At 63.0% G+C, this 22,879-nt stretch carries 18 protein-coding genes; 11 read left to right on the top strand and 7 right to left on the bottom strand.

What is annotated here, in order from left to right; all coding sequences use genetic code 11:
• The first annotated feature begins 134 nt into the window (after positions 1 to 134).
• The 3 genes from IP65_RS09335 (at position 135) to IP65_RS09345 (ending at position 3,326) form a co-directional block, all read left to right on the top strand.
• Positions 135 to 1,364 (top strand): TetR/AcrR family transcriptional regulator, encoded by a 1,230-nt coding sequence (locus IP65_RS09335; RefSeq protein WP_171798694.1) that lies wholly within the window; start codon positions 135 to 137, stop codon positions 1,362 to 1,364.
• 94 nt (positions 1,365 to 1,458) lie between these two features.
• The gene (locus IP65_RS09340; RefSeq protein ID WP_082350005.1) at positions 1,459 to 2,157 is read left to right on the top strand and encodes a response regulator; all 699 of its coding nucleotides are present in this window, start codon (positions 1,459 to 1,461) and stop codon (positions 2,155 to 2,157) included.
• Positions 2,154 to 3,326, top strand: coding sequence for an ATP-binding protein (locus tag IP65_RS09345; protein ID WP_082350008.1), 1,173 nt, complete (start codon positions 2,154 to 2,156; stop codon positions 3,324 to 3,326). The genes IP65_RS09340 and IP65_RS09345 overlap by 4 nt, the downstream gene beginning before the upstream one ends.
• A gap of 34 nt (positions 3,327 to 3,360) precedes the next feature.
• Here IP65_RS09345 and IP65_RS09350 read toward each other — a convergent pair whose 3' ends face one another.
• Entirely contained in the window at positions 3,361 to 4,137 is a 777-nt protein-coding gene (locus IP65_RS09350) for a class II aldolase/adducin family protein (RefSeq protein ID WP_022677722.1), read from the bottom strand.
• A gap of 256 nt (positions 4,138 to 4,393) precedes the next feature.
• Between IP65_RS09350 and IP65_RS09355 the strand changes: the two genes are divergently transcribed.
• Entirely contained in the window at positions 4,394 to 5,458 is a 1,065-nt protein-coding gene (locus tag IP65_RS09355) for an amidohydrolase (RefSeq protein ID WP_231627623.1), read from the top strand.
• A gap of 121 nt (positions 5,459 to 5,579) precedes the next feature.
• Here IP65_RS09355 and IP65_RS09360 read toward each other — a convergent pair whose 3' ends face one another.
• The 3 genes from IP65_RS09360 to IP65_RS09370 all read right to left on the bottom strand — a co-directional run bounded on the left by IP65_RS09360 (position 5,580) and on the right by IP65_RS09370 (position 8,838).
• Positions 5,580 to 5,930: a cupin domain-containing protein gene (locus IP65_RS09360; protein WP_022677720.1), complete on the bottom strand. Its 351-nt coding sequence runs from the start codon at positions 5,928 to 5,930 to the stop codon at positions 5,580 to 5,582.
• Between the two features lie 79 nt (positions 5,931 to 6,009).
• A complete protein-coding gene (locus IP65_RS09365) occupies positions 6,010 to 7,437 on the bottom strand; it encodes an aldehyde dehydrogenase family protein (RefSeq protein WP_054131502.1) in 1,428 nt (475 codons plus the stop codon).
• 123 nt (positions 7,438 to 7,560) lie between these two features.
• On the bottom strand, positions 7,561 to 8,838 hold the full coding sequence (locus tag IP65_RS09370) for a cytochrome P450 (RefSeq protein WP_054131503.1): 1,278 nt from the start codon (positions 8,836 to 8,838) through the stop codon (positions 7,561 to 7,563).
• A gap of 164 nt (positions 8,839 to 9,002) precedes the next feature.
• Here IP65_RS09370 and IP65_RS09375 point away from each other — a divergent pair, with 164 nt between their 5' ends.
• The 7 genes from IP65_RS09375 (at position 9,003) to IP65_RS09405 (ending at position 18,432) form a co-directional block, all read left to right on the top strand.
• Positions 9,003 to 9,650, top strand: coding sequence for a class II aldolase/adducin family protein (locus IP65_RS09375; protein WP_054131504.1), 648 nt, complete (start codon positions 9,003 to 9,005; stop codon positions 9,648 to 9,650).
• 237 nt (positions 9,651 to 9,887) lie between these two features.
• Positions 9,888 to 11,183, top strand: a complete 1,296-nt coding sequence (locus tag IP65_RS09380; protein ID WP_054131505.1) for an aminotransferase class III-fold pyridoxal phosphate-dependent enzyme — start codon at positions 9,888 to 9,890, stop codon at positions 11,181 to 11,183.
• 22 nt (positions 11,184 to 11,205) lie between these two features.
• Positions 11,206 to 12,147: a carbohydrate kinase family protein gene (locus tag IP65_RS09385; RefSeq protein WP_022677715.1), complete on the top strand. Its 942-nt coding sequence runs from the start codon at positions 11,206 to 11,208 to the stop codon at positions 12,145 to 12,147.
• Positions 12,148 to 12,217: 70 nt separating this feature from the next.
• Complete coding sequence (locus tag IP65_RS09390; RefSeq protein WP_022677714.1) at positions 12,218 to 12,922, top strand: TetR/AcrR family transcriptional regulator; 705 nt, start codon at positions 12,218 to 12,220, stop codon at positions 12,920 to 12,922.
• A gap of 167 nt (positions 12,923 to 13,089) precedes the next feature.
• Positions 13,090 to 14,217 (top strand): MFS transporter, encoded by a 1,128-nt coding sequence (locus IP65_RS09395; protein WP_022677713.1) that lies wholly within the window; start codon positions 13,090 to 13,092, stop codon positions 14,215 to 14,217.
• Between the two features lie 555 nt (positions 14,218 to 14,772).
• Positions 14,773 to 17,133 carry a TonB-dependent receptor gene (locus IP65_RS09400; protein WP_082350013.1) on the top strand — a complete coding sequence of 787 codons (2,361 nt, stop codon included), beginning with the start codon at positions 14,773 to 14,775 and terminating at the stop codon, positions 17,131 to 17,133.
• Between the two features lie 93 nt (positions 17,134 to 17,226).
• On the top strand, positions 17,227 to 18,432 hold the full coding sequence (locus IP65_RS09405; protein WP_197279240.1) for an SGNH/GDSL hydrolase family protein: 1,206 nt from the start codon (positions 17,227 to 17,229) through the stop codon (positions 18,430 to 18,432).
• A gap of 45 nt (positions 18,433 to 18,477) precedes the next feature.
• On the opposite strand, the gene IP65_RS09410 is transcribed toward IP65_RS09405, so the two are convergent.
• Genes IP65_RS09410 through IP65_RS09420 form a run of 3 tightly spaced genes read right to left on the bottom strand, consistent with a single transcriptional unit; the run spans position 18,478 to position 22,725 of the window.
• Positions 18,478 to 19,476 carry an aromatic ring-hydroxylating dioxygenase subunit alpha gene (locus tag IP65_RS09410; RefSeq protein WP_028658239.1) on the bottom strand — a complete coding sequence of 333 codons (999 nt, stop codon included), beginning with the start codon at positions 19,474 to 19,476 and terminating at the stop codon, positions 18,478 to 18,480.
• Positions 19,476 to 20,246, bottom strand: a complete 771-nt coding sequence (locus IP65_RS09415) for an EthD domain-containing protein (RefSeq protein WP_022677710.1) — start codon at positions 20,244 to 20,246, stop codon at positions 19,476 to 19,478. The genes IP65_RS09410 and IP65_RS09415 overlap by 1 nt, the downstream gene beginning before the upstream one ends.
• 19 nt (positions 20,247 to 20,265) lie before the next feature.
• Positions 20,266 to 22,725, bottom strand: coding sequence for a TonB-dependent receptor (locus tag IP65_RS09420; protein ID WP_051146444.1), 2,460 nt, complete (start codon positions 22,723 to 22,725; stop codon positions 20,266 to 20,268).
• Positions 22,726 to 22,879 lie beyond the last annotated feature (154 nt).

A 22,879-nucleotide genomic window follows, 5' to 3' on the forward strand; every position in this document is an offset into this window, starting at 1 on the left:
TAAAATCGGCACGGCTCGTCGCTTTGCTAAAACTGACCCGATATTCGAATCCCAGTTTGGGGTGGCGCAATCTGTGGGTCGACAGCCGCGGCGCGAGTGGCGATAAGGCATGCATGTGCGACACCATCCCCCCCATGCCTGGCGCGGAAACCGGCGCTGTCTTGGTCGATAGCGCGACCCGCTTTGACAGGCAGAAGCAGCGCATCGTCGATGCGGCGACGGCGCTGTTGAACGACAAGGGCATGCGCGGGATGACGCTGTCTGACGTGGCGACCGAACTGGGCCTGAGCACGACCAGTGTGACCTACTACTTCCGTCGCAAGGAGCAGCTGCTGACGGCGGTGTTCGAAGACACGCTCGGCCGGCTGGCAGCGATGGTGGATGCAGCGCAGGCAGAGGCGACGCCCCGCGCGCGCGTTGCCCGCTACGTCGAACTGCATTTCGAGCACTTTGCGGGAACCCTACGTCAGTCGGAGCGGCCGCTGGCAAACCTTTCCGAAATCCGCTCGATGGACGAGCCGGCGCGATCATCGCTGATCGAGCAATATCGCGGCACGCTGCGGGCGATCCGCAGTTTCTTTGGCCCGGCCCGCGATGCCTCGCACCGCGACGTGCTGATTGCGCGCGCGCACATCCTCAACGAGGCGCTGCTATGGCAGCGCACATGGCTCGGGCAGTTCGCGATCGGGGATATGCCCAACGTCCGGCAGCGTTTTTTCCGGATTCTCGACGGCGGTATCGTCACGCCCGGCACGGCCTGGGACGTTCGCGTGTTCACGCCGGGGGCGGTAACCGACGCGGGCGACCAGGAAAGCTTCCTGCGCGTGGCAACGCGTTTCATCAATGCCACCGGCTATCGCGGTGCGTCCGTCAAGCGGATCATGGCGGAATTCAATCGCACCAAGGGCAGTTTCTACCATCATCTCGATTCCAAGGATGATCTGGTCGTCGCGTGCTGGCGGGCCAGCCACCGTCGCCTGGCCGATTTGCAGACCAGGGCCAGGGCCGAGCAGGCATCGGCGTGGAAGCGGCTTTCCGCCACGGTGCAGTCGGCGCTGCAGCTGCAGTTTGCCGACGAGTTCCCGCTGCTGCGCGTGACGGCCTATCAGGCGATGCCGCCTGCGGTTCGCGCGCTGGCGCTGCGCTATGCCCAGCGCACGGCGCTCGGCATGATGGGCGAGCTGGTGGAAGGGATGGCCGAAGGCGCCGTTCGCCTGGTCGATCCGTTCATCGCCGCACAGTTTCTGCTCGCGGCAATCAACGCGGCCTACGATCTGCAGGGGTGGCGCAAGGATCGCTCGCTGGCCGTGGTGATGGATGCCTACAAGTCGGTATTGGGCAACGGCTTGTTCGCCCCGGAGTGAGGGGAGGGCCTTTCCCGCGCCGCTCGGCTGGCTTGTATAATATAGTCAGGGCTATAATACCTGCGGCTATGTCGCAATCGCTGGGCAACAATGCATGACCGAGTCCGGGCCCCTGGTGCTGGTCGTCGAGGACGAGCAGAAAATCGCTGACATTATCCGGGCCTATTTCGAGCGCGAGGGCTACCGCGTGGTCCGCGCCGCAGATGGGGAGGAAGGCGTCCAGAACCACTACCGGCTGGCCCCGGACCTTGTCATCCTCGATGTCAAGCTGCCCAAGCTCGACGGGTTTCAGGCCTTGGCGCGGATGCGCGCGCATTCCGACACGCCGATCATCATGGTAACCGCGCTGGGCGAGGATTACGAACGGCTTGCGGGGTTGCGCATCGGGGCAGACGACTATGTCGTCAAACCTTTCAATCCGGCCGAACTGGTGGCGAGGTCTGCCGCCGTGCTGCGCCGGGCAAGGTCGCAAAGCGTGCCGCAGCGGCTGCGGATCGGGGTGATCGAGATCGATTGCGATGCGCATCTCGTGTCGGTTTCCGCAGGCGAGGGGCCGCGCCGCCTGATCGAGACGACCATCACGCAATTTCGCTTGCTCGAATATCTCGCCCGCGCGAGCCCGCGGGTGGTCGGTCGCGGCGCGCTGCTTGATGCCTGCCTTCCGGAAGGAGAGGCGCTCGAACGGACCGTCGACAGCCACCTGTCGAAATTGCGACGCAAGCTGGAGATGGCCGGGGCCGGCGACGTGCTCGAAAGCGTGCGCGGCGTCGGCTATCGATTGTCGGCGCGATGATGTGGCGCACGCTGCGCCTGCGCACGCAACTGGCGGCGGCGATGATCCTGGCCATCCTGCTGGCCATCCTGTTCGGCTATGTCGGGCTCAACCTCTTCGCGCGATGGCAGGAGCAGATGATGCTCAATGCACTCGATCCGGTTGCGCGCCAGACGCTGATGGAGGTCAACGCCGGGGGAAGGCCGCCGGCGGCAGCCGCTGTCGCGCTCTACAAGGAACGGGTGCGGATCGCGCAGACCATCGACCACGAACAAAGCGTGCTGCTGATCGGATTGGCTGCGCTGGCATCGATGTTCGGCATCGCGGTTGGCCTGGCGCTGGCCACCCGCCTGGCCCGCCCGATCGAGGCAGTGAGCCACGCGGCGCGCGCGATCACCTCGGGCGATCTGTCGGCGCGGGCGGCCGAAGGGCCGCCGGGCGCGGGCGAGCTAAGGCAATTGCTGTCCGATTTCAACAGCATGGCCGAGGCGCTGGAAGCCTATGACCGTGATCTGCGCGAAGGTTCTGCGGCCATCGCGCACGAGTTGCGCACCCCGCTGACGATCTTGCGCGGGCGGCTGCAAGGCCAGCTGGATGGCGTGTTTGCCACCGATGGTCCCGCGATCGCCGCGCTGATCCAGGAGGTGGATCTGCTCGCGCGCATCGTTGAGGATCTGCAGACGCTCAGCCTGGCCAATACCGGCCGTCTCGAACTGAATGTGCGTTTGGCCGATATGGCGCTGCTCGCCGCCACGCACCTGCACGCCCTCGAGCCGATCCTGGCCACGGCCGGTATGCGCCTGGAAACGCGCCTCGCGCCGACCCTGGTCGAGATGGATGAGCAACGGCTGGGACAGGTCCTGCTCGCGCTTGTCGACAACGCCCGCCGGCACGCCGCAACAGGTGGGGTGGTCGAAGTCGAAACGAAAATAGATGGCGCCAGCGCCTTGCTGATCATTACCGATCGTGGTCCCGGTCTTCCGTCGCACGAGCCCGATCAGGTTTTTCGCCGCTTTTGGCGGGGTGAACCGTCGCGCAGCCGGGTGCACGGAGGCAGTGGCCTTGGCCTCGCCGTGGTGAAAGCGGTTGTCGAGGCGCACGGCGGAACAGTCCTGGCAGGCGACCGCCCGGATGGTGGCGCGGTGTTCCACGTACAGTTGCCGCGGCAGCAAAGGCGGGGCAAAGCCTGATACGCTGCCCCGCCGTGGCTAAACCGGCAGGACCTCAGCTGTCGTAACCGGGCAAGCGGCGATCGAGCTGGCGCAGGAAGCCCGGCCAAGCCAGCATCGCCGATTTTGCGCGTCCGGTACTCACCTGCTGCCGCACTTCTTCCTGCGCAGCGGCTGGCGCAAGCATCACGTTGTCTCGCCCGATCGACAGCGCAGCCACCTGCTGGGCACATGCCTTTTCAAGGTAATACATGCCGAGCCACGCTTCTGCCGCCGTTTCTCCCACCGCAAGCGTACCATGGTTGCGCAGGATCATGGTCTTCTTGTCCCCCAGGTCGGCGACGATCCGCTCGCGCTCCTCAAGATTGAGCGCGATCCCTTCATACCCGTGGTAGCTGATCGAGGGCAGCGCGATGAGGGCATGCTGAGTCAGTGGCAGAAGCCCCTCGCTATGGGTCGACACGGCAACGCCGTGATCGGAGTGGAGGTGCATGACGAAACGGGCGTCTTCGCGCGCGCCGTGGATCGCCGAATGGATCGTGAAGCCGGCCGGGTTGACCTTGTATGGCGTCGGCTCGATGATCTTGCCATCCAGATCGATCTTGACCAGCGACGAGGCCGTGATCTCTTCGAAAAACATCCCATAGGGATTGATCAGGAAGTGGTGATCATCCCCGGGCAGTCGCGCCGAAATGTGGGTATAGATCGCGTCATCCCAGCCGTGCAGGGCGACAAGCCGATAGAGCGCGGCCAGCTCTACGCGGATCTGCCATTCCTGCGATGCGGTATCGGTCTGTGCGGCTGTCCGGTCTGCCGGGGCGAGCGTGTCCATTTCAGTTCTCCTGTCCATCAATCGCTATCGTTATTGCAACCGCGGCGCTGATCCCGGCTGGGCCTCGCCGCGCCCAGTTTCCGGGCCGCTATGCGTAGTACGCATGCTACCGCACCGGCTTGACCCAATCAATAGCGATAGCTATTAATATGAGCGCCCGCCGCTTTGCCGGCCCGGAACCGCATTTCACAGGGTCAAGATGGCCGAGGCGCTGGGGCAGGGGCGGTGTTTGGCCACAGCAAAGGACAGCGATAGCATGGGGCTGGGTAACGCAGCGCGGATAATGCCGCGCGAGGACGCGATCGATCCCGATCTGCCGATCATCGATCCGCACCATCATCTTTGGCAGGATCATCCCGAAAGCCACTATGCGGCAAAGGCGGTGCATCCGTTCAACGATATCTTTGTCCAAGACCCTGTGTATCTGCGCGACGAGTTCGTGGCGGACTTGCGCACCGGCCATAACATCATCGCCACGGTCTATGTCGAATGCGGCGCATTCTACCACGAACACGGATCGGAGAACGATCGCGCGCTGGGTGAGATCGAACGGGTCGTGGAAATCGCGCAGGCAGGCGCGGGCGATCCTTCGGGAGGCCAGCCGTGCGCGGCGATCGTGGGCTATGTCGATCTGACCAGCGATGATGCCGCTGCGGCGCTGGCGCGCGCGAAAGCGGCCGGCGCGGGCAAGCTGCGCGGCATCCGCAACATCGGCCCGCATGACGACGAACGCGTGCTCGGCCCGGTCGCCCCAGCGCCCCGTGGGCTCTATGGCAGCGACGCCTTTCGGCGCGGCTTTGCCGCATTGGCCGAGGCAGATCTCTCGTTCGATGCCTGGGTATTCGCGCCGCAGATCGGGGAAGTGACGGACCTCGCCCGTGCGTTTCCGCACGTGCCGATCATGCTGGATCACGTTGGCACGCCGCTGGGGATCGCGCGGCATCGCGGCACGCTGGCAGCGACCTTTCCCGATTGGCAACGCGCCATCCGGGAACTGGCGACCTGCCCCAACGTCCACGTCAAGTTGGGCGGGCTGGGCATGCCCTTCACGATGCTCGACGGCCTCGGACCCACGCAACGCGTTGGCTCCGAGACTCTCGCACGCCTGTGGCAGCCCTATATCGAAAGCTGCATCGAAGCCTTTGGGCCGGACCGTGCGCTGTTCGAAAGCAACTTCCCGGTCGACCGCTGGGGCGCAGACTATGTCGAAACCTGGAACGCGTTCAAACGTCTGACGCGGTCCGCCTCGGCAGACGAGAAATCGTGGCTGTTCGCGCGCTCTGCTGCCAAATTCTATCGTCTCGACGTTCCCATCGCCTAACATACCCTCGACCGCCAGAAACGGTCCTGTTGCGCGCCCTAATAAGAAGGCCTGCCCCGGCATGCGGTCGGAGCAGGCCTTCTCGCGACGGCGGTCTGCGCGCCTGCGTATCAGGCGGGGATCACGCCAGCCGCAGGCAGAACCGCTTCTGCACCGGTTCGGTCACTTTCCAGGTTCCGGTGAACCCTGCCTCGACCATGAAGGCATCCCCGGCCTTGACGCTGACCGTCTCGCCGCCATCCGCAGTCAGTTCGATCGCGCCTGCGATCAGATAGATATATTCGTGATAGGGCGTGTTCTCGGAATGCCAGGTGCCGGTGGTGGAATGCCAAGTCCCGGTCACCATGGTCTTGTCTGCCGTCTGGAATTCGAGCCACGTCTTCATCGTGGGAGACCCTTCGACAGGTTTCCAGTTGTCAGACGGGTTGGGATTGAAGAGCCCGGTTTCCGGGGCCGAAATTGCAACGCTCATATCGCATCCTTTTCATGCGTGCTTGGGCAGGTCGAATTGGAATTGTGGGAGAAATTATTCAGCGCGGCGCTGCGCCGGTTTACCCCTGGCTGGCGTAACCGAGCACGGCCTTCACCTCGACGAACTCGTGGAAGCCGAAATCGCCCCATTCGCGGCCATTGCCGCTGCGCTTGTAGCCGCCGAATGGCGCCATCAGATCGCGCGCGCCATTGATCGATACCTGGCCCGCGCGAATCCTGGCTGCTACCTTGCGCGCCGTGTCGATATCTGCCCCGCTGACATAGGCGGCGAGCCCATATTCGGTGTCGTTGCCGATTTCGATTGCCTCGTCGAGCGTCTGGTAGGCCATGATCGACAGGACGGGACCGAAGATTTCCTCCCGCGCGATGGTCATGTCAGGCGTCACGTTGGCGAACACCGTGGGCTGGACATAATAGCCCTTGTCCAGGCCTTCGGGGCGCGCGACCCCGCCGGCGACCAGCGTTGCGCCTTCATCGATGCCTGACTGGATAAGCCCGCGAATCTTGTCGAACTGGGCCTGCGAGGCAACGGGGCCGATCTGGGCGTTGCCATCAGGCGGCCCGACCGTGATGCTGCTTGCGGCAGCCCGCGCACTCTCGATCGCTTCGGCCATGCGCGCGGCCGGCACGAGCATGCGCGACGGCGCATTGCAGGACTGGCCGGAGTTGATCATCATGCCCTGCACGCCGCCGGCAACGCTTTGCGGCAGATAGGCATCGTCGAGCACGATGTGCGGGCTCTTGCCGCCCAGTTCCTGCGCCACCCGCTTGACGGTTGCGGCGGCGTTGCGCGCCACTTCGATGCCTGCCCGCGTCGATCCGGTGAACGACACCATGTCGACTTCGGGATGCGAGGAAAGCGGCACGCCCACACCAATGCCGTCGCCATGAACCAGGTTGAACACGCCAGCGGGAAGCCCGGCGGCCTCCAGAATCTCGGTAAAGATCTGCGCGGAAAAGGGTGCGATCTCCGATGGCTTGAGCACCATGGTGCAGCCTGTGGCAATGGCCGGCGCCACTTTGCAGGTGATCTGGTTGAGCGGCCAGTTCCACGGCGTGATCAGCCCGCAGACCCCGATCGGCTCGCGCGCGATCAACGTCTGCCCGCGCTCCTGCGTGAATGGAAACGTCTTGAGAATTTCCAGTGCGGTGGCGAGGTGCGCCAGACCGATCTGCACCTGGGCATTGCGCGCCAGCGAGACCGGCGCCCCCATTTCCTCGGTCACGGCCGCGGCAAGATCGTCGGCGCGCTTCTGGTATTCCGCCAGAATGCTGCCCAGGATGGCGAGCCGATCTTCGCGGCTGGTGGCAGACCAGCCAGGAAAAGCGCGCCGCGCGGCGTGAACGGCCTTGTCGACGTCGGCAGCGGTGCCCAGCGCAATACGGCCGGCGACCGCCTCGGTCGCGGGATTGAGGACATCAAGGGTCTCTTGGCCAGCCGGTTCAACCCATTGGCCGTCGATGTAAAATCGTGTGTACTCGCGCATGTCGGCTCCTCTCAAATCGGCGTGCCCGCGGTTCATCCGAACCAGGCGGGGTGGTTGTATATAGGGTAGCTATCAATATCGTTGTTGGTCGTGCTGGCGCTGCGTCGGCAAGGCGTTGGGCCGTCAGGATGCCGGCACGAGGCGAAGCGGAAAGCGCGCCATCTGGCCCATGGCATGCGCCGGAATCCATTGCGGCGCTGTCGTTCCGGGGGTGAGCGTCAGGCCGCGCGCCATTACCGCGTCGAGCAGCACTTCGATCAGCATCATGGCCACATAGCGGCCAGGGCAAATGTGCTGGCCACCGCCGAACGTCGTGCTGCCCTTGCGCGAGCGGTCAAGGTCGAAGCGCAGCGGATCGGGCACGGCCGCAGGGTCGAAGCCGCCGATACCCCACATCAGCGAGACGATCGCACCGCGCGGAATGCGCACGCCCGCGAAAATGACCTCCTCCATCGCCCATCGGGGCAGGTGGATCACCGGCGGCTCGATGCGCAATGCTTCGAAGATGGCATTGGCCACGAGTTGCCGGTCGGCGTGCACCCGCGCCAGGGCGTCTGGATTTTTCAGCAGCGCGAACAGCGTGTTGGCGGCGCCAAGTGCCGCGGTATGAAAACCATCGATCAGGTTGCCGGCCAGCATGGCGCCAACGTCGCGTGGAACGATTCCCGCCTCGGCGGGATCGTCCGGCAGATCGATCCGCTTGAGGTCATCGGCCAGAGCAGCGACGAAGAGATTTTCGCCGCGACGAAGGCTGCGCTCGGCCGCTGCCCTGATGACGCGCCAATATCCGCGCATGGCGTTGTCGAGCACGATGTAGTCTTCGGCGTTGCGGTTGAAGTGAAAAAGCCGGGTCAGGTCCTGCGTATAGGCCTGCATCGCCACGATTTCGTCGGCGTCCATCTCCAGCATGCGGCCCCAGAACCCGCAGGTGAGCCGTTCGGCGACATCGCTCATGACGTCTATCTCGCCACAAGGCGCAAGATCATCGAGGATTTGCTGCACGGTTTCCTCGGCCACCGGCCGCATCGCGCTCACCTCTCTGGGGCCGAGGCGGGAAACCAGCGCCTTGCGCACCGGCCGATGGATCGGCGGATTGGCGGTGAAGACCTGGTTTGCCACCACGCGCGCGACTTCGGCACCCAATGGCGGCGTGGGATCGTCCATACGCGTGAGCGATTCGCCAAACAGCACACCGGCGGGAACGTTGCCGATCTGGGGCAGGGCGCCCAGTTTCTGCAAATCCGCATTGCGGAAAACCGCCAGGTTCCCGTCCTGGTCCTGAAGGAAACGAGGCTCCGGGCCGGCAAAAACGCGCTCTGCAAAGGGGCGGATGCTATCGCGGCCGCCGGTGAAACCGAACTCGGCAAGCGTTCCCAGGCTTCCGATCTCGACACTGTCCATTCGTCGCATCCCTTCTCGTCAAGCGCAGCGGCAGAGTAGCGCATGCAGCCCACATAAACAATAGTCTGGACTATTCTATTGGGTGCGGTATCTGTGCATCTGGATGGAGCGAATCGTGCCTTTGAAAGGCGCTTTCGGCGGCGCGTTTCGCGCAAGGAGGGCTCATGAGCGATCAGACCGAAAAGCAGGCAAGAAACCAGCTGGCAGAGGCTTACCGACGGGTTGTGGACCTCGGCCTGACCGAGCTGTCCTCTGGAAACCTGAGTGTCCGTTTCGGTAATGGCATGCTTATTTCACCGGCGGGCGCTGATGGCGACAATATTTGCCAAGAGAGCATTGTCTACGTCAACGCATCGGGGGACTGGGACAAAAGTCTCAATCCGTCGAGCGAGTGGCAGTTGCATGCCGGCATATATCGCAACGATGTCAATACCACCGCAATCGTGCACACGCACTCCGACAATTGTGTTGCGGTGTCGTGCCATTGCCATTCGTTGCCGCCGTTTCACTACCTTGTCGGCTTGTTCGGTGGGGACGACGTTCCGTGCGTGCCGTATTCGACCTTTGGCAGCGAAACGCTGGCGCAAGATGTCTCGCACGCGCTGATCGACCGCTACGCCTGCCTCATGGCCAACCACGGCATGACCGCGCGCGGGCCTTCGATGCCCATTGCGATGATGTTCGCCCATCGGCTCGAGATCCTTTGCCGGCAATATCTCCTGGCGCAGCAGTTGGGTGAGCCAAACCACCTGTCGGCCGAAGATATGGACGCGTTTCGAGACAAGATCTCGAAGATTTCCTACGGACGATAGGGTATATCTTCTTCAGGCGGAATTTTCCGTAACCGACTGAAAATCATATACGCCGCTGGCTTTTGCTGAAAGCTGATAGGTGCGTGATTTTATTATGTCGATCGTAGCGGATGATTTCTGTCGCTTCGTTGCAAATGGGGTTGGCCTGGTTCGATATTTCCGACCTTTGCGGAAAGCGAATTGACAATCTCGCAAGCTCAAAATTACATAGTCCACACTATCATTGTCGAGGTTTCTATGGATCGTACTGCCGATCGCGATCTCAAGGCTCGCGCACTCAAGGTCATTCCCAACGGCATGTATGGCCACGAGGCGGTGCATGCGCTGCCTGCCACGTTCCCGCAGTTTTTCGAGCGAGCGGAAGGCGCATACATCTGGGATGCCGATGGCAACCGTTATCTTGATTTCATGTGCGCCTATGGGCCGAGCTTGCTGGGGTATCGGGATCAGCGGGTGGACGCGGCGGCCGCTGCGCAGGCGGCAAAAGGCGACACCATGACCGGACCATCGCCGGTGATGGTCGATCTTGCCGAAGCACTGGTTTCGATGGTGACCCATGCGGACTGGGCGATGTTCTGCAAGAACGGCACGGATGCCACCAGCATGGCGATGGTCGCCGCTCGCGCGCAAACCGGCAAACGGATCGTGCTCCTGGCCAAGGGCGCCTATCATGGCGCGGCGCCGTGGTGCACGCCCAATCCCGTTGGCGTCGTGGCCGAAGATCGCGCCATGCTGCGCTATTACGAATACAACAATGCCGAGAGCCTCGAGGCCGCGGTTCGCGATGCCGGCGAAGACCTGGCCGCTATTTTCGCCACGCCGTTCAAGCACGATGCCTTTTTCGACCAGGCGCTGCCCGATCCGGTCTATGCGCGCCGGGCACGGGAGCTGTGCGACGAAACCGGGGCGATGCTGGTTGTCGATGATGTGCGCGCCGGTTTCCGGCTGGCGCGGGATTGCAGTTGGTCGCTTGTCGGCGTGCAGCCCGATCTGAGCTGCTGGGGCAAGGCCGTGGCGAACGGACAGCCCTTGTCCATCCTGCTGGGATCGGATCGCTGCCGCAAGGGTGCTGGCTCGATCTACGTCACCGGCTCCTATTGGTTCGCGGCCGTGCCGATGGCAGCCTCGCTCGAGACGCTGCGCATCATCCGCGAGAGCGATTACCTTGAACAGATGATCCGCATGGGTGACCGGCTGCGGGCCGGGTTGGCCAGCGCTGCCGAGCGGCACGGGTTCGGCCTGCGCCAGACGGGGCCGTCGCAAATGCCGATCATGCTGTTCGACGACGATCCCGATCTGCGCGTCGGCTTTGCCTGGGCAGAAGAGATGCTGCAGCGCGGCGTCTATATTCATCCCTGGCATAACATGTTCATCGCCGCCTGCATGACGGAAGCTGACATCGATATGGCGATTGCTGCGGCGGATGGGGCGTTTGCCGCGACCCGGGCGCGCATGGCCGAGTTGCAACCTTCGCCGGTGATCCTGGCAATGGCAGCAGCGAAAGCTGCGGAAGAACTCCAGGCCCTGGCCTGAACGCATGCTGCGAGGAACAACCATGGACCAGTCGATTGATCTTCTCACTGTCGGCCTGCTGACAGTCGATATCGCGGTGCGGCCGGTGAACGAGTTGCCGCCGATCGATAGCGGCATGTTGGTGGAATCGATCCTGCTCTCCCCGGCGGGAACGGCGGGCGGGGCTGCCATGGTTGCCGCAAAGCTCGGGCTGAAGGTCGCCCTTGCATCGGCAATCGGTGACGATCTGCAGGGGGTTGCGGTTCGCCATGGCCTGGAGAAGGCCGGGGTCGATCTTCGTTTCCTCGTCACCAACGAGCAGTTTCCCACCTCCTCGACGGTGCTTCCCGTGCGCAGCATCGGCCAACGTTCGACCTATCATATGGTCGGCGCGAGCATGGTCACGCCCCTGCATGAGGACCTGGCAGCGGCGCTGCCCCAGATCCGGGCCATTCATTGGGGAGCGGTAAACTTCCCTGGCATTGGAGAACAGGCCGTCGCGATCCTGAAGGCGGCAAAGGCGGCGGGCGCGTTCGTGACCTGCGATCTTGTTTCCCCGCGTGAGGGGACGATGGAGGATCTTGCCCGCATCCTGCCTTATGTCGATCTCTTCATGCCGAGCCTTGCCGAAGTGCTGCACCTGCACGGCAATGACGATCTGCGCGCGGCAGCCGATCGCTTCATCGCGATGGGCGCGGGGGGATGCGTCTTCAAGCTTGGCCACGAAGGCGCCATCCTGTTGAAGCCGGATTACGCGGTGCAGGTGCCCGCTTTGCCCATCGATCCTGTCGACACGACAACCTGCGGCGATTCCTTCTGCGTGGGGTTCCATGCCGGGCGGCTGCGCGGCCTTGATGAAGAAGCGTCGCTTCGTTTCGCGACGGCAACCGCGGCGCAAGTGGCGATGGGCTTGGGCACGGTCGGCGCGCTGTCCAGCTTTGACGAAACCATGGCGCTGTCGCGGAGTGTTGGCGCGTCTTCCTAGCGATTGCTGGATATTGCCCGGCACTGCGGATAGTGGATCAGGAGGTAATCTGAAAGTTCAAGGAACAGCGATGGCACGGCCGAGAAGAGCAAAGAGCGGGAGCGACCAGGATGTCGAACTCAATACCAAGCTCGCGCCGTCGCAGGATCGCTCCAAGGTCACGTTTGAAATCATTCTCAAGGTCGCCGGCGAGTTGCTTGGCGAGGTGGGCATCGAACGTCTTTCGACCAATATGATCTGCGAGCGTGCGGGACTGACCCCGCCTGCGCTTTATCGGTATTTCCCAAACAAGTATGCCATTCTCAGGGAGATGGGCGATCGGGCGATGAAGGCCGAGGATCGTGTCGTGTTCCGCTCGATCGCGACCGGGCAACTCGGTTTCGATGGTCCGCTCGAGCAGGTTGTCGAACATCGCCTGGATCTTTTGACGAAGGTGCGGCGGGCCGCGCGCAGAGTTCCGGGCGGCGAATGGATCTTGCGGGTCATGCGGGCGGTGCCCGTGTTGCAAGAGGTGCGGATCGGCTCGACGCAGGCTGTTTCCGACGTGCTCTTTGCCAAGCTCCACGCGCAATATCCCGGCGTGGACGAAACGCGGTTGAGAGCCGCGACCCTGCTGAGCACGGCGCTGGGCAGTGCGACGAATGATCTGATCTCCGACATGCCCGAGTGGGGCGACGAGATCGGGCGCGAGTACGCGAACATGGTCAGTCTCTATTATCGCAACCTGCTGGGTGTGACCGTCGAGGCAGCAGCAGGCGACGAGAAGGCAAGTTGACCCAGGGCGGCGGTGGGCGTTGCGCGCCACCCGATGGCTATACTGTGTTGCCGATGCCGACGGAGCGAAGTTTGAAATAACAGTACCTTGACCTTGCAAAAAGGAGCGGCACGGTGACAGCAGATAGCCAGGCGAACGCGGGGCGAAGCGCCTCCAGCCGGGGCGCAATGGCAGCGGCGCTCTTGATCGGTACGGTCGGGCTCGTCATTGCCGGCGTCCAGCCGGTTTTCTTCGGGGCGCTGCTCGCCGCTGACCGTCTTTCGGCGGCCCAGGTGGGCCATGTCGCGGCAGCCGAACTGGTCTCGATCGGTATCGGCGTCGTCATTGCCGAGTCGTTTCTCGAGCGCGTTTCGGTCTGGCTCTCCACGCTCGTTGCCCTGGCGCTGGTCGCGTCGCTCAATCTCGCAACGGTTTGGACCAGCGGCTTGGGCGTTCTTTTCGTGCGTGGGCTGGTCGGCCTGTCGGCGGGTGTGCTGGTGTGGATGACCACCGGCGTCATTGTCCGCTCCGCGCGCCCTACGGCGTTGTCGGCTGCGTTTCTGTTGACCCAGGCGATCGTTCAGTTCGCAACCTCCACCGGCCTTGCCATCGCCGCTCCCAATGCCCGCGATGGCGTGCCGGTAACGATCGCCGTCCTGGCGGTCGCCGCGATGCTGCTGGTTCCGTTGCTGCCCAAGCGCTTGAATCCGCTGCCGCGTGATCCCGCGCAGGTATCGGGTCTGCCCCCGCTGCGGGGGTGGGTTGTCCTGGCGGCGTCGCTCTTGATCCAAAGCTGCATCGTTGGGGCATGGGTCTATTTCGAGCCGCTTGGCCGCCAGGCCGGCATGACACCGCAGCAGGTTGCGTTTGCGGTTCCGGCGTCGCTGGGGGCGCAGGTGGTGGGCGGCTTTGCCGCGATATTTCTTGCCCGGCGCCTGCCCTGGTTTGTCTCGCTGATCGTCTCGAGCATCGCATTGAGCGCCGTGCTGTTCATTTTGTCCACTCCGCCAGGCGCCACGGCCTTCTTCGTGCTCGAAACGCTGTTTGGTGCGGTATGGATTTTCATCACCCCATTCCTGACGCCCTTGTCGATCGAAAACGACCCGACGCGCCGCACGGCACTGTTGGTCCCGTCCGCGGTCCTGGTCGGATCAGGGTTGGGGCCGCTCGCTGCATCCACGCTGGCTGATGATGCCAGTGCGGGCCGCGTGCTTCAGCTGTGCGCATTGCTGGCCATTGGCGCGACTCTGCTCATCGTCGGTCTCTATGTGACGCGATCACGCGTCGCAGGCGGCCAGGCCGCGCCCCATGCATGATCGTCAGGCAGGTCGAAAGCGGCCAAAAATAACGATTGCATAGACTATCATAATATAAGGGGTTCGGTGGTGCTCGGGGCTGCTTTTCAGCAGCGTCGCGGGCCTGTGCCACAGCGTCACCGATCCTGCAGCGATCATTCGTGATTCGATTCGCCAAATTTGTGGTGACATCGCCAGGGCGCGCCAGTCTGGCAGCGAGCCTGCAATCCGCAGTGATCATACTATAGTGCTGTAAATACGCACAAAAAGTGGCGATTCTACAGCGATCGAGTCGCCCTTTTGCCGGGTTTGGACGCGCCATCGGCGGTCCTTCTCAAATCGGGGCGACGGCGATAATTGCTGCGTTTGGGCACCGGGAAGGCGATACGGGATAGCTGGATTTTCGGCGGTCTTGTGCGGGTTGCGATGGGTCCAATTACGCTAAATCCACCGCCCCATTATTCCCCTATTGCCAAGGTATGTCGAACATGTTTCAATAGCACTAGCTATCGCAATGAGGCCGCATTCGCCCACTGCGAAAAGGCCACGGTCCACAATAAAATATGAGGGGGGCTTATGTCCGAGCAGTTGCTAAATCGAACGCTGTTGATGACGAGCGCGATGATGGTTCTGGGATATGCTGGAAGCGCTGCCGCCCAGGCGGCCCCTGCGACCACGGCGGTAGCCGTGGCCCCGGATTCCAACCAGGTCGGTGTGATCGTGGTCACAGCGCAGCGCCGAAACGAAGATATTCAGAAGGTGCCGGTATCCGTCCAGGCGCTGTCCGGCCAGGACCTCCAGTCGATTGGCGTCAAGAGCACCGAGGATATCGCCCAGGCGACCCCGAACCTCATGATCCAGAGCCCCATGGGGGTCGGCAACCAGCCTTTGATCAGTATTCGCGGCATTGGCCTCAATGACTTTGACAGCAACAACGCTGGCCCCAACGGCGTCTATATTGACGATGTCTATATCAGCGCGCCCTCGGCGCAGAGCTTTGCGATTTTCGATCTCGACCAGGTGCAGGTGCTCAAAGGGCCGCAGGGCACGCTCTATGGGCGCAATACCAGCGGCGGCGCCCTGCTGTTCACGTCGAAAAAGCCGACCGACCAGCTGACGGCCGACGTCCATGTCGAGCAGGGCAACTATAACACCACGTTTGTCACCGGCGCGGTCGGCGGGCCGATTACGGACAATCTCAGTGCGCGCATTGCGGTCGTCTACAATCATTCCGATGGCTTCATGCACAACGACTTCTACGGCATTTCCGCCAATGGCACGAACAGCAAGGCCGTGCGCGCACAGTTGCTGTGGAAGCCGACGCCGAACCTGAAAATCCTGCTCAGCTCGACCGCCGGCCTGGTCAACAACGTGCCCAACGAATATCGCCACATCGGCACGTTGAAGCCTGGCACGCAAAGCGATCCGGCGCCGGTGGTGTGCTCGGTCACCGATGCCTATGCCGGCAACTGCGTCGATATGTTCGGCTTCGGCACGCCGTCCAACTTCTATCGCGGCCAATACAATCGCACGCAGTATCTGCGGAACCTCAATCTCAACGAAACCGCCCGGATCGACTACGACCTCGGCCGCGTGACGTTGACCTCGATTTCGGCCTTTCAGCACAACGACAAATACTTCCCCGAGGACAGCGACGCCAACCCGGCCAACCTGGTCGAAGCGACATTTGGCGTGAAAACCAACACCTACACCGAGGAATTGCGCGCGGCGTACACCTCCGCAAAATTTAACTGGGTGTTCGGCCTGTACTACCTCCACGAAGATCTCCGGCAGGATCAACCGCTTGATCTCTTCATCGATGGTGATCTCTACGGCGGCTTCGGCATTCCGGCTGGCGCCGGCAATTTCGATGGCATCGCCCAGCGTGCCTATGACCACAGCCATCAGAAAACCGATTCCGTGGCTGCGTTCGGCCAAGCCGACTATACGCTGGGCAACGTGACGTTCACGCTTGGGGGCCGGCTGACTCACGAACGCAAGACGTTCGAGTATGACGCGTCGCGGCAATACCAGTCCGGCGGTCGCGGCAATTTCGGCCCGCTGGAAGGGTTCATTTCTTCGGACCAGACCCAGACCAACACCAACGCCACCTGGCGCGCTGCGGTCAGCTATCGCCCGACCGACGCGATCCTGACGTATGCCAGCGTCGCGACCGGTTTCAAAAGCGGTGTGTTCAACGGCAGCTTCCTGAGCAGCGACCCCGAGCAAGCGCTGTTTCAGCTGCAGCCGGTCAAGCCCGAGCGGGTGACGGCCTATGAAATCGGGGCGAAGACGAGCTGGTTTGATCGCCGGCTGATCTTCAACGTTGCCCTGTTCTACAACGACTATATCGACGAGCAGATCTTCGCGCAGGTTCCGCAGACCGTGAACACCGCGGCCGGGCCGATCGAACAGATCACACAGGTTCTGGCCAATGCCCACAAGGCACGTACCGAGGGTGTCGAGGTGGAACTGACCGCCGCCCCTGTTCGTGGCTTGACCTTCACGCTGGCGCCGGCGTGGCTCAATGCCAAGATCATCAGCGCAGGCTTGCCGATGTTCGAGGGCGCCACGCCGCTCGATGGCAACCGTCTTGCCAATGCGCCCCGGTTCAGCTTTTCCGGAACCGCCAGCTACAAGATTCCGCTCGACGCGTTGAACGGGGATCTCAATTTCCGCTGGAATTCAAGTTATCGCAGCTTCCAGTATTTCGACTCGACCAACGACCCCTATATCACCCAGAGCGGTTACTGGATTCATAACCTGAACATTGTTTACCAGAACAAGCATGGCTTCGATATCGGTGCCTATGTCCGCAACGTTGCCAACAAGAAGTACGCGATCGGCGCGGCCGACCAGACGGCGCCGTTCGGGATGATCACGCAGACGGTGGGCGCGCCGCGCACCTATGGCGTGCAGGTTTCGTTCCATTATTGAGCATCGTTGCAAGCATGGGTCGGCCAGGACGTGTGATCCCGCCGGCCCATGCGTGATGGATCTTTTGCAGGAGTGTTCGGCACGATGCCCTGGATGGCTGTTCGCGCTGCTGCGCTGATCGTGGCTGCCTTTGCGGCAGGAGCGCCGGCGGGCGCACAGGTATGGCGGGCGAGCTGGGCTGCATCACCCGCGCCGTCGTTGCAGGCGGGCCCGGGTGTTCCGCCGGAATTCGTTAGTCCGGTCATCGCGAACCAGACGATCGTTCAGGTCATCCGCCTGAGCGCGGGTGGCGATGCGGTTCGCCTCCGCCTGTCCAACGAGTTCGGTGCGGCGCCGTTGCACATTGGTCGCGTGACGGTTCGCCTGCTTGATGCGGCAGGGGCCAAGACGGTTGGCGAGCCGCGCGTGGTGACCGCCAATGGCAACGCCGACTTTACCGTGGCGCCCGGATCACCGCTGGTCAGCGATGCCATCGCGATCCATGTTCCCGCGCGCGCCCAGCTCAGCGTGGCGATATACGTCGCAGACGAGAAGGTCGCATGCACGTGCCACGCCGATGGGCAGGCCTATACGCTGCTCTCGCCACCCGGCGATTACACCACGCGTGCGTTTACCCCGGCGTCCCGCTCTCCGGCGCGCCCGTTCTTGACGGCGGTCGAGGTGCAGGGCCCACCGGGCCGGGTAATCGCGGCATTGGGGGACTCGATCACCGACGGCTATATGTCGACCCCCGGCGCCGACCGACGGTGGCCAGACTTTTTCGCCGCGAGACTGCATGGCACGGCGGACCTTGCGTCTGCGGCGGTGGTCAACGTGGGGATCAGCGGCAATCGCGTCCTTGCGCCCGATCCTGTGGCGATCTTCGGGGTTCCAGCCCTGGCGCGGCTCGATCGTGATGTGTTCGCCATGACCGGGGTTACCGACCTGATCGTGTTGGAGGGTATCAACGATATCGGCAGCGCGCCGGAAACGCCGGCCGCCGCGCTGATCGCGGCCTATCAACAGATCACCGCGCGGGCCCACGCCCATGGGATCAAGGTTCACCTGGCGACCATACCGCCGTTCGAAGGCGCCGACTATTATTCCGAGGCGGGCGAAGCGACGCGGCAGGCGGTGAACGCCTGGATCAGAAACAACCCCGGCGATGGCCCCGTGATCGATTTCGACGCGATTATACGCGACCCGCTTCGTCGCAAGAGGATGCGAACGGATCTGCAGTCGGGCGACTGGCTACATCCCAACGATGCGGGCTACCAGGCGATGGCCGATGCCATCGCAATAGACATGTTTCGGAAATAGTGGACAAGCCCGGCGCGGCGATCGATCCGCGCCGGGCTCGCTGCCTTATTCGGCAGCCTCGATCAGCCTGGCAACACGGCGGCGGGCCAGCACGGCGCCCTTGTCGATCGGCAGCATCTTTGGCCCCAGCGACCACAGGTCCGGCGTTCCCATCTGCCGCTGGACCTTCTCGATCATCGGTTTGTCCTCGACCTGGAAAGCGTGGATCAGCTGTTCGCGCAGGACAGCGTTGAACGCGGCGTCATCGATCAGGAAATTGCGCGTGTTGCAGCTGAAATAGTGCGTGCTGGTCAGCGTTTCGGGCGTCATGTTGTGCAGGTTGAGCGTGTCGATGCCGCGCTCGGGCTTGCCCACCGGATGCCCGCCAGCGCGCAGGACCATCAGCGCCGGCGCATACCAATCCACCTCGGTCCACAGTTTGGCCGGCGATTCCAGGTTGAAGGCCGGCGGCGCATCGTCGCTGTCCGAACGCCAGGCGATGGAGAAGTGATCGGCATGTTCTTCCACGGTCGACTTGGCCCGTGTGTTGAACCCGCTGCCCAGGCTGCTGGCGTGCAGATAATCGGCGTGGCTCAGATCGAGGATATTGTCGGCGAGCAGTTCGTAGTTGGCCTGGACCGCGGTGTGCAGGCGCAACTGTGCCGTTTCCGGCGCGGCATCGATAAAGGAAAGATCGGGCAGCAGGTTTTCGTCCGGCTCTTGTTGGCCGACCCAGATCCACACCGCCTTATGCCGCTCCAGCACCGGGAAACTGGCGACCGCAAGCGTCGAGGTCGCCGCGCCGTGCGGGTTGCGGACGCATTGGCCGGCGGTATTGAACACCAGGCCGTGATAGGGGCACGCGATGGTGTCGCCTTCCCGCTTGCCTTCGCTGAGCGGCGCAAAGCGGTGGGGGCAGCGATTGTCGAGCACGGCCATCTTGCCGGCGTCGGTGCGGAAGGCGACCATGGGAATATCCAGCACCGTGCGGGTCAGCACGGCACCATCGGCAATTTCATCGGCCCAGGCGAACTGATACCAGCGGTTTTGAACAAAGCGAGCCATCACGTCATCTCCACTGCTGCGTTGGGTGCCGTGTGATCGGCCACGATCGTGCGCTCCTCGACCACGAACAGCGCTTCCTGCCGGCGGTCCAGCAGGCCAGAAAGGTGTGATTGGGGTTCCTCGATCACCGCGCGATAGGCATCGATCGCGCGCCACGTGTCATCACTGTCGAACCACAGGCTTTCCACCCCGGCAAAGGGGCTGAGCGGCGCATTGGCGATGAAGTTGGCGGGAAGGTTGGCGTCGGCTTCTCCCGCGATGCTGATGCTGCGGGTCATGCGCCGGAGGAACGGGGCAAGGGCCGGATGATCGGCGATGCGGCCGGCCTCCTGCGCCCAGGCCTGGTCAAACGCGGCAGGCGACGACGCATCGTTACTGGCAATGAACCGCATGAGCTTGAGCGGGGCGGCGCCGGGCACGCGTACCCCAACCTCCTGCGTCCGGGTGGCCAGCAGGATGATGGCACTGTGGCAGACGAAGTTGAGCTCGTCGGGCTGGATGGTTTCGCGGTAATAGGGATCGGCGATCGAACGGGCAAACGCTGCCCCGTCGGGAAAGCTGATCTCGCTGAACGAGTCAAAGTCGGGCCCGGCCACCCATCCTGCCGCATGGGTGCCATAGACTGCATCGAGAACGTGATTCTGGATGTAGCTCGTCATGTAGCCGGGGTTATGCGCCACCGTTGCACCATGAACCTGCTCGGCATAGCGGGAATAGTCGCGGTGAGTCATTCCCGCGCGGCGGCGCCCGCCGATGATCATCTTCAGCATCACGTTCTCTCCGGCTTGATCAGTACTTGTATCCAAGGCGCACGCCATACGTCCGGGGCGGGGCATAGACCGACGACAGCACACCGCCGGCTGGCGCCACGTACTGTGTGAACAGTGGCACCGCCTGGTTCGTGATGTTGCGAATATAGCCGGTGATCGACCAGCGTTCGTCGGTCGATCCGAACGTGGCCGAGGCATCGAATGTCCAGAACGAACCGCTGTTCTGCTGCGCGAGATATTCGAAACCGACGACGCTGTTGGACCGGTAGCGGGCATCGCCGTTCAGCACGAGCTTGCGATCGCCGAGCGGAATCGTCTGCTCGATCCCGCCGTTGAGCGACCAGCGCGGCGAATTGTAGCTGGGCTTGCCGGCGCAATCGATCGCGTAGACAGCCGCGCCGCCCGCAGTTGTCGGCGTTACGGCACAGCCCACGGCCGGCGGGGGTGAAGCCGCATCACGGGGCGTGTTGTAGGTATAGCTGGTGGCCTTGGCGTCGAGATACTGGACAGTCCCGCTCAACCGCGTGTTGCGCGTAACCAGAACCTGCGCTTCCACATCGACACCCTTGATGGTCGAGCTGCCGATGTTCTCTGTAAAGTAGTTGGTGGCGTTGTTGGCATCCAGGCCATAGTGCGACACCTGCTGGTTGCGATAGCGCCAGTGGAACAGTTCGATGTTCAACTGCACGCGGCTGTTGAAGAACCGGTTCTTCGAGCCGAGCGTCCACGCCTCGACATATTCCGGGGCGAAGGTTTCGTGCCCTGGGGCGTTGGAGAAGCCACCCGAGCGATAGCCCGTTTCATAGCTGGCGTAGAGCAGCGATGCGCGCGCGACATCGTATTCGGCGGCCAGGCGATAGGTCACGCGGCCCTTGCTGATCGCGGCATTCACCTGGTTGGGAATGTAGAACAGGATGTTGCCGGCCGAACCATAGGGCACCGCGTTGGCTGGCCCGGGCAGGGCAGGTACGCCTGGCACCTGGGCAAGGGTCTGGACAACCGGCAGCGATGGCCCGCCAAAGCAGCCGGTGCCGAACGGCGGCGGCGCATTGTTGCACAGTTCGACGAGCGTGTCGGAGCTACCGTTGAACGTCTTGCTGTCGTGCGTGTAGCGCCCGGCCGCGACAAACCGCAGGGCATCGCCAAGATGGGCGGTTACCCGTCCAAAGGTGGCGTAAGACTTGGTTTTCGACGTGAAATCCTGGAAGGAGATGATCTGGTACTGGTTGATGCCATACTGCCCCTTGACGGTTTCGTCGAAGTAGTAGCCGCCGATCAACCAGTCGAACGGACCGACCCGCGGACCTTGGAAGCGCATTTCACCGCTGAACTGGCTGTCGTTCTCGCGGTTGAGCGACCCTCTGAACGACGGGCCATTGAACAGGTTGTCGAGTTTGGAGTGCCGGTAGGCCGGCACGATGGTGAGCGTGCCGCCGGCCAGATCGGCATTCACCTCGCCGGTCAGGCCCCAGTAGGTGTTGTTGAGATAGGGGCGCACCAGCGGCGCCGGATTGATGAACGTGCCGGGAATGACCGCTTGCGCAAAATAGGCGCTGCCCGAACGCGACAGGAGGCCGCTGTACGGATCAACGTTTGCCGGCGTGAACGTGTAGTTCGCCGGGGATGTCGCGGTTGCGGGCGTGCCTGGCGTGAAGTTTTCCGTGCCGACATAGCTGCCGCCAGCGCCCCGGCCGCCCTGATGCGAATAGTCACCGCTGATCCTTACGGTCACGCCGGGGCTCGGGCGGACGAGCAACTGGGCGCGGATGGCCTGGCCCACTTCATCAGACGTGCCGTCCTGGTTGTAGCCGTCCCGGTTCACGATCTTGCCGGCCAGGCGGAACGCGGCATTGTCACCGATCGGCAGATTGGCTGCTGCTTCGACGTCAATGGCATTGTAGTTGCCGAAACCGCCCGAAAGCGAGACGGACCGCTCGCCCAGCTTAGGCTTGGCCGGAATGACGTTGATGGCCCCGCCCGTGGCGTTGCGGCCGTACAGCGTGCCTTGCGGCCCCTTGAGCACCTCGATCCGCTCCAGATCGAAGAACGTGCCGGTGGTCGATGTCGGCCGGCCCAGATAGACGCCATCGAGGTTGAACGCGATCGCCGGGTCGGAATAGCCGTTGTTGGTGAAGTTGCCGACGCCGCGCACGAAGAACGTGGTGTTGGCGCCGCCGCCTTGCTGCACCGTCAGCGCAGGAACCGTGGCGTTGAGCGTCGTTGCCGTCACCACCCCGGCGCGCGTCAGTTCCCCTGGCGAAACGACATCGATCGCCACGGCGGCGCGCTGCGCGTTTTCGACCCGGCGCTGCGCCGTGACGACGATCTCGGCAAGCCCGGTGGTTTGCCCGGATGGTTCGGCCTGGGTAGTGGCTGCAGGCGCCACGGCAGCGCCAGGCGTGGCGACTTGCGCGGCAGCGGTCATGGGAAGCGACACCGCCGCAAACGCAGTGCCGACCAGCAATAGTGCCTTCATCATTTCTCCCCTTCGTGGCTCTCTTGGGCCTTGTTGGGGCGATTAAGCCTGGTTTGCCGGGGTTGGGCAAATTGCATGTTCGCACCACATTATTCGCATGGTGAATGATCTGGGCATTTCCCTCGTTTTCAGTGATGATCCCTTGCTGCTATAGCCG

Origin of the sequence: Novosphingobium sp. AAP1, from assembly GCF_001295765.1 — a bacterium.
Taxonomy (GTDB): Bacteria; Pseudomonadota; Alphaproteobacteria; order Sphingomonadales; family Sphingomonadaceae; genus Novosphingobium; species Novosphingobium capsulatum.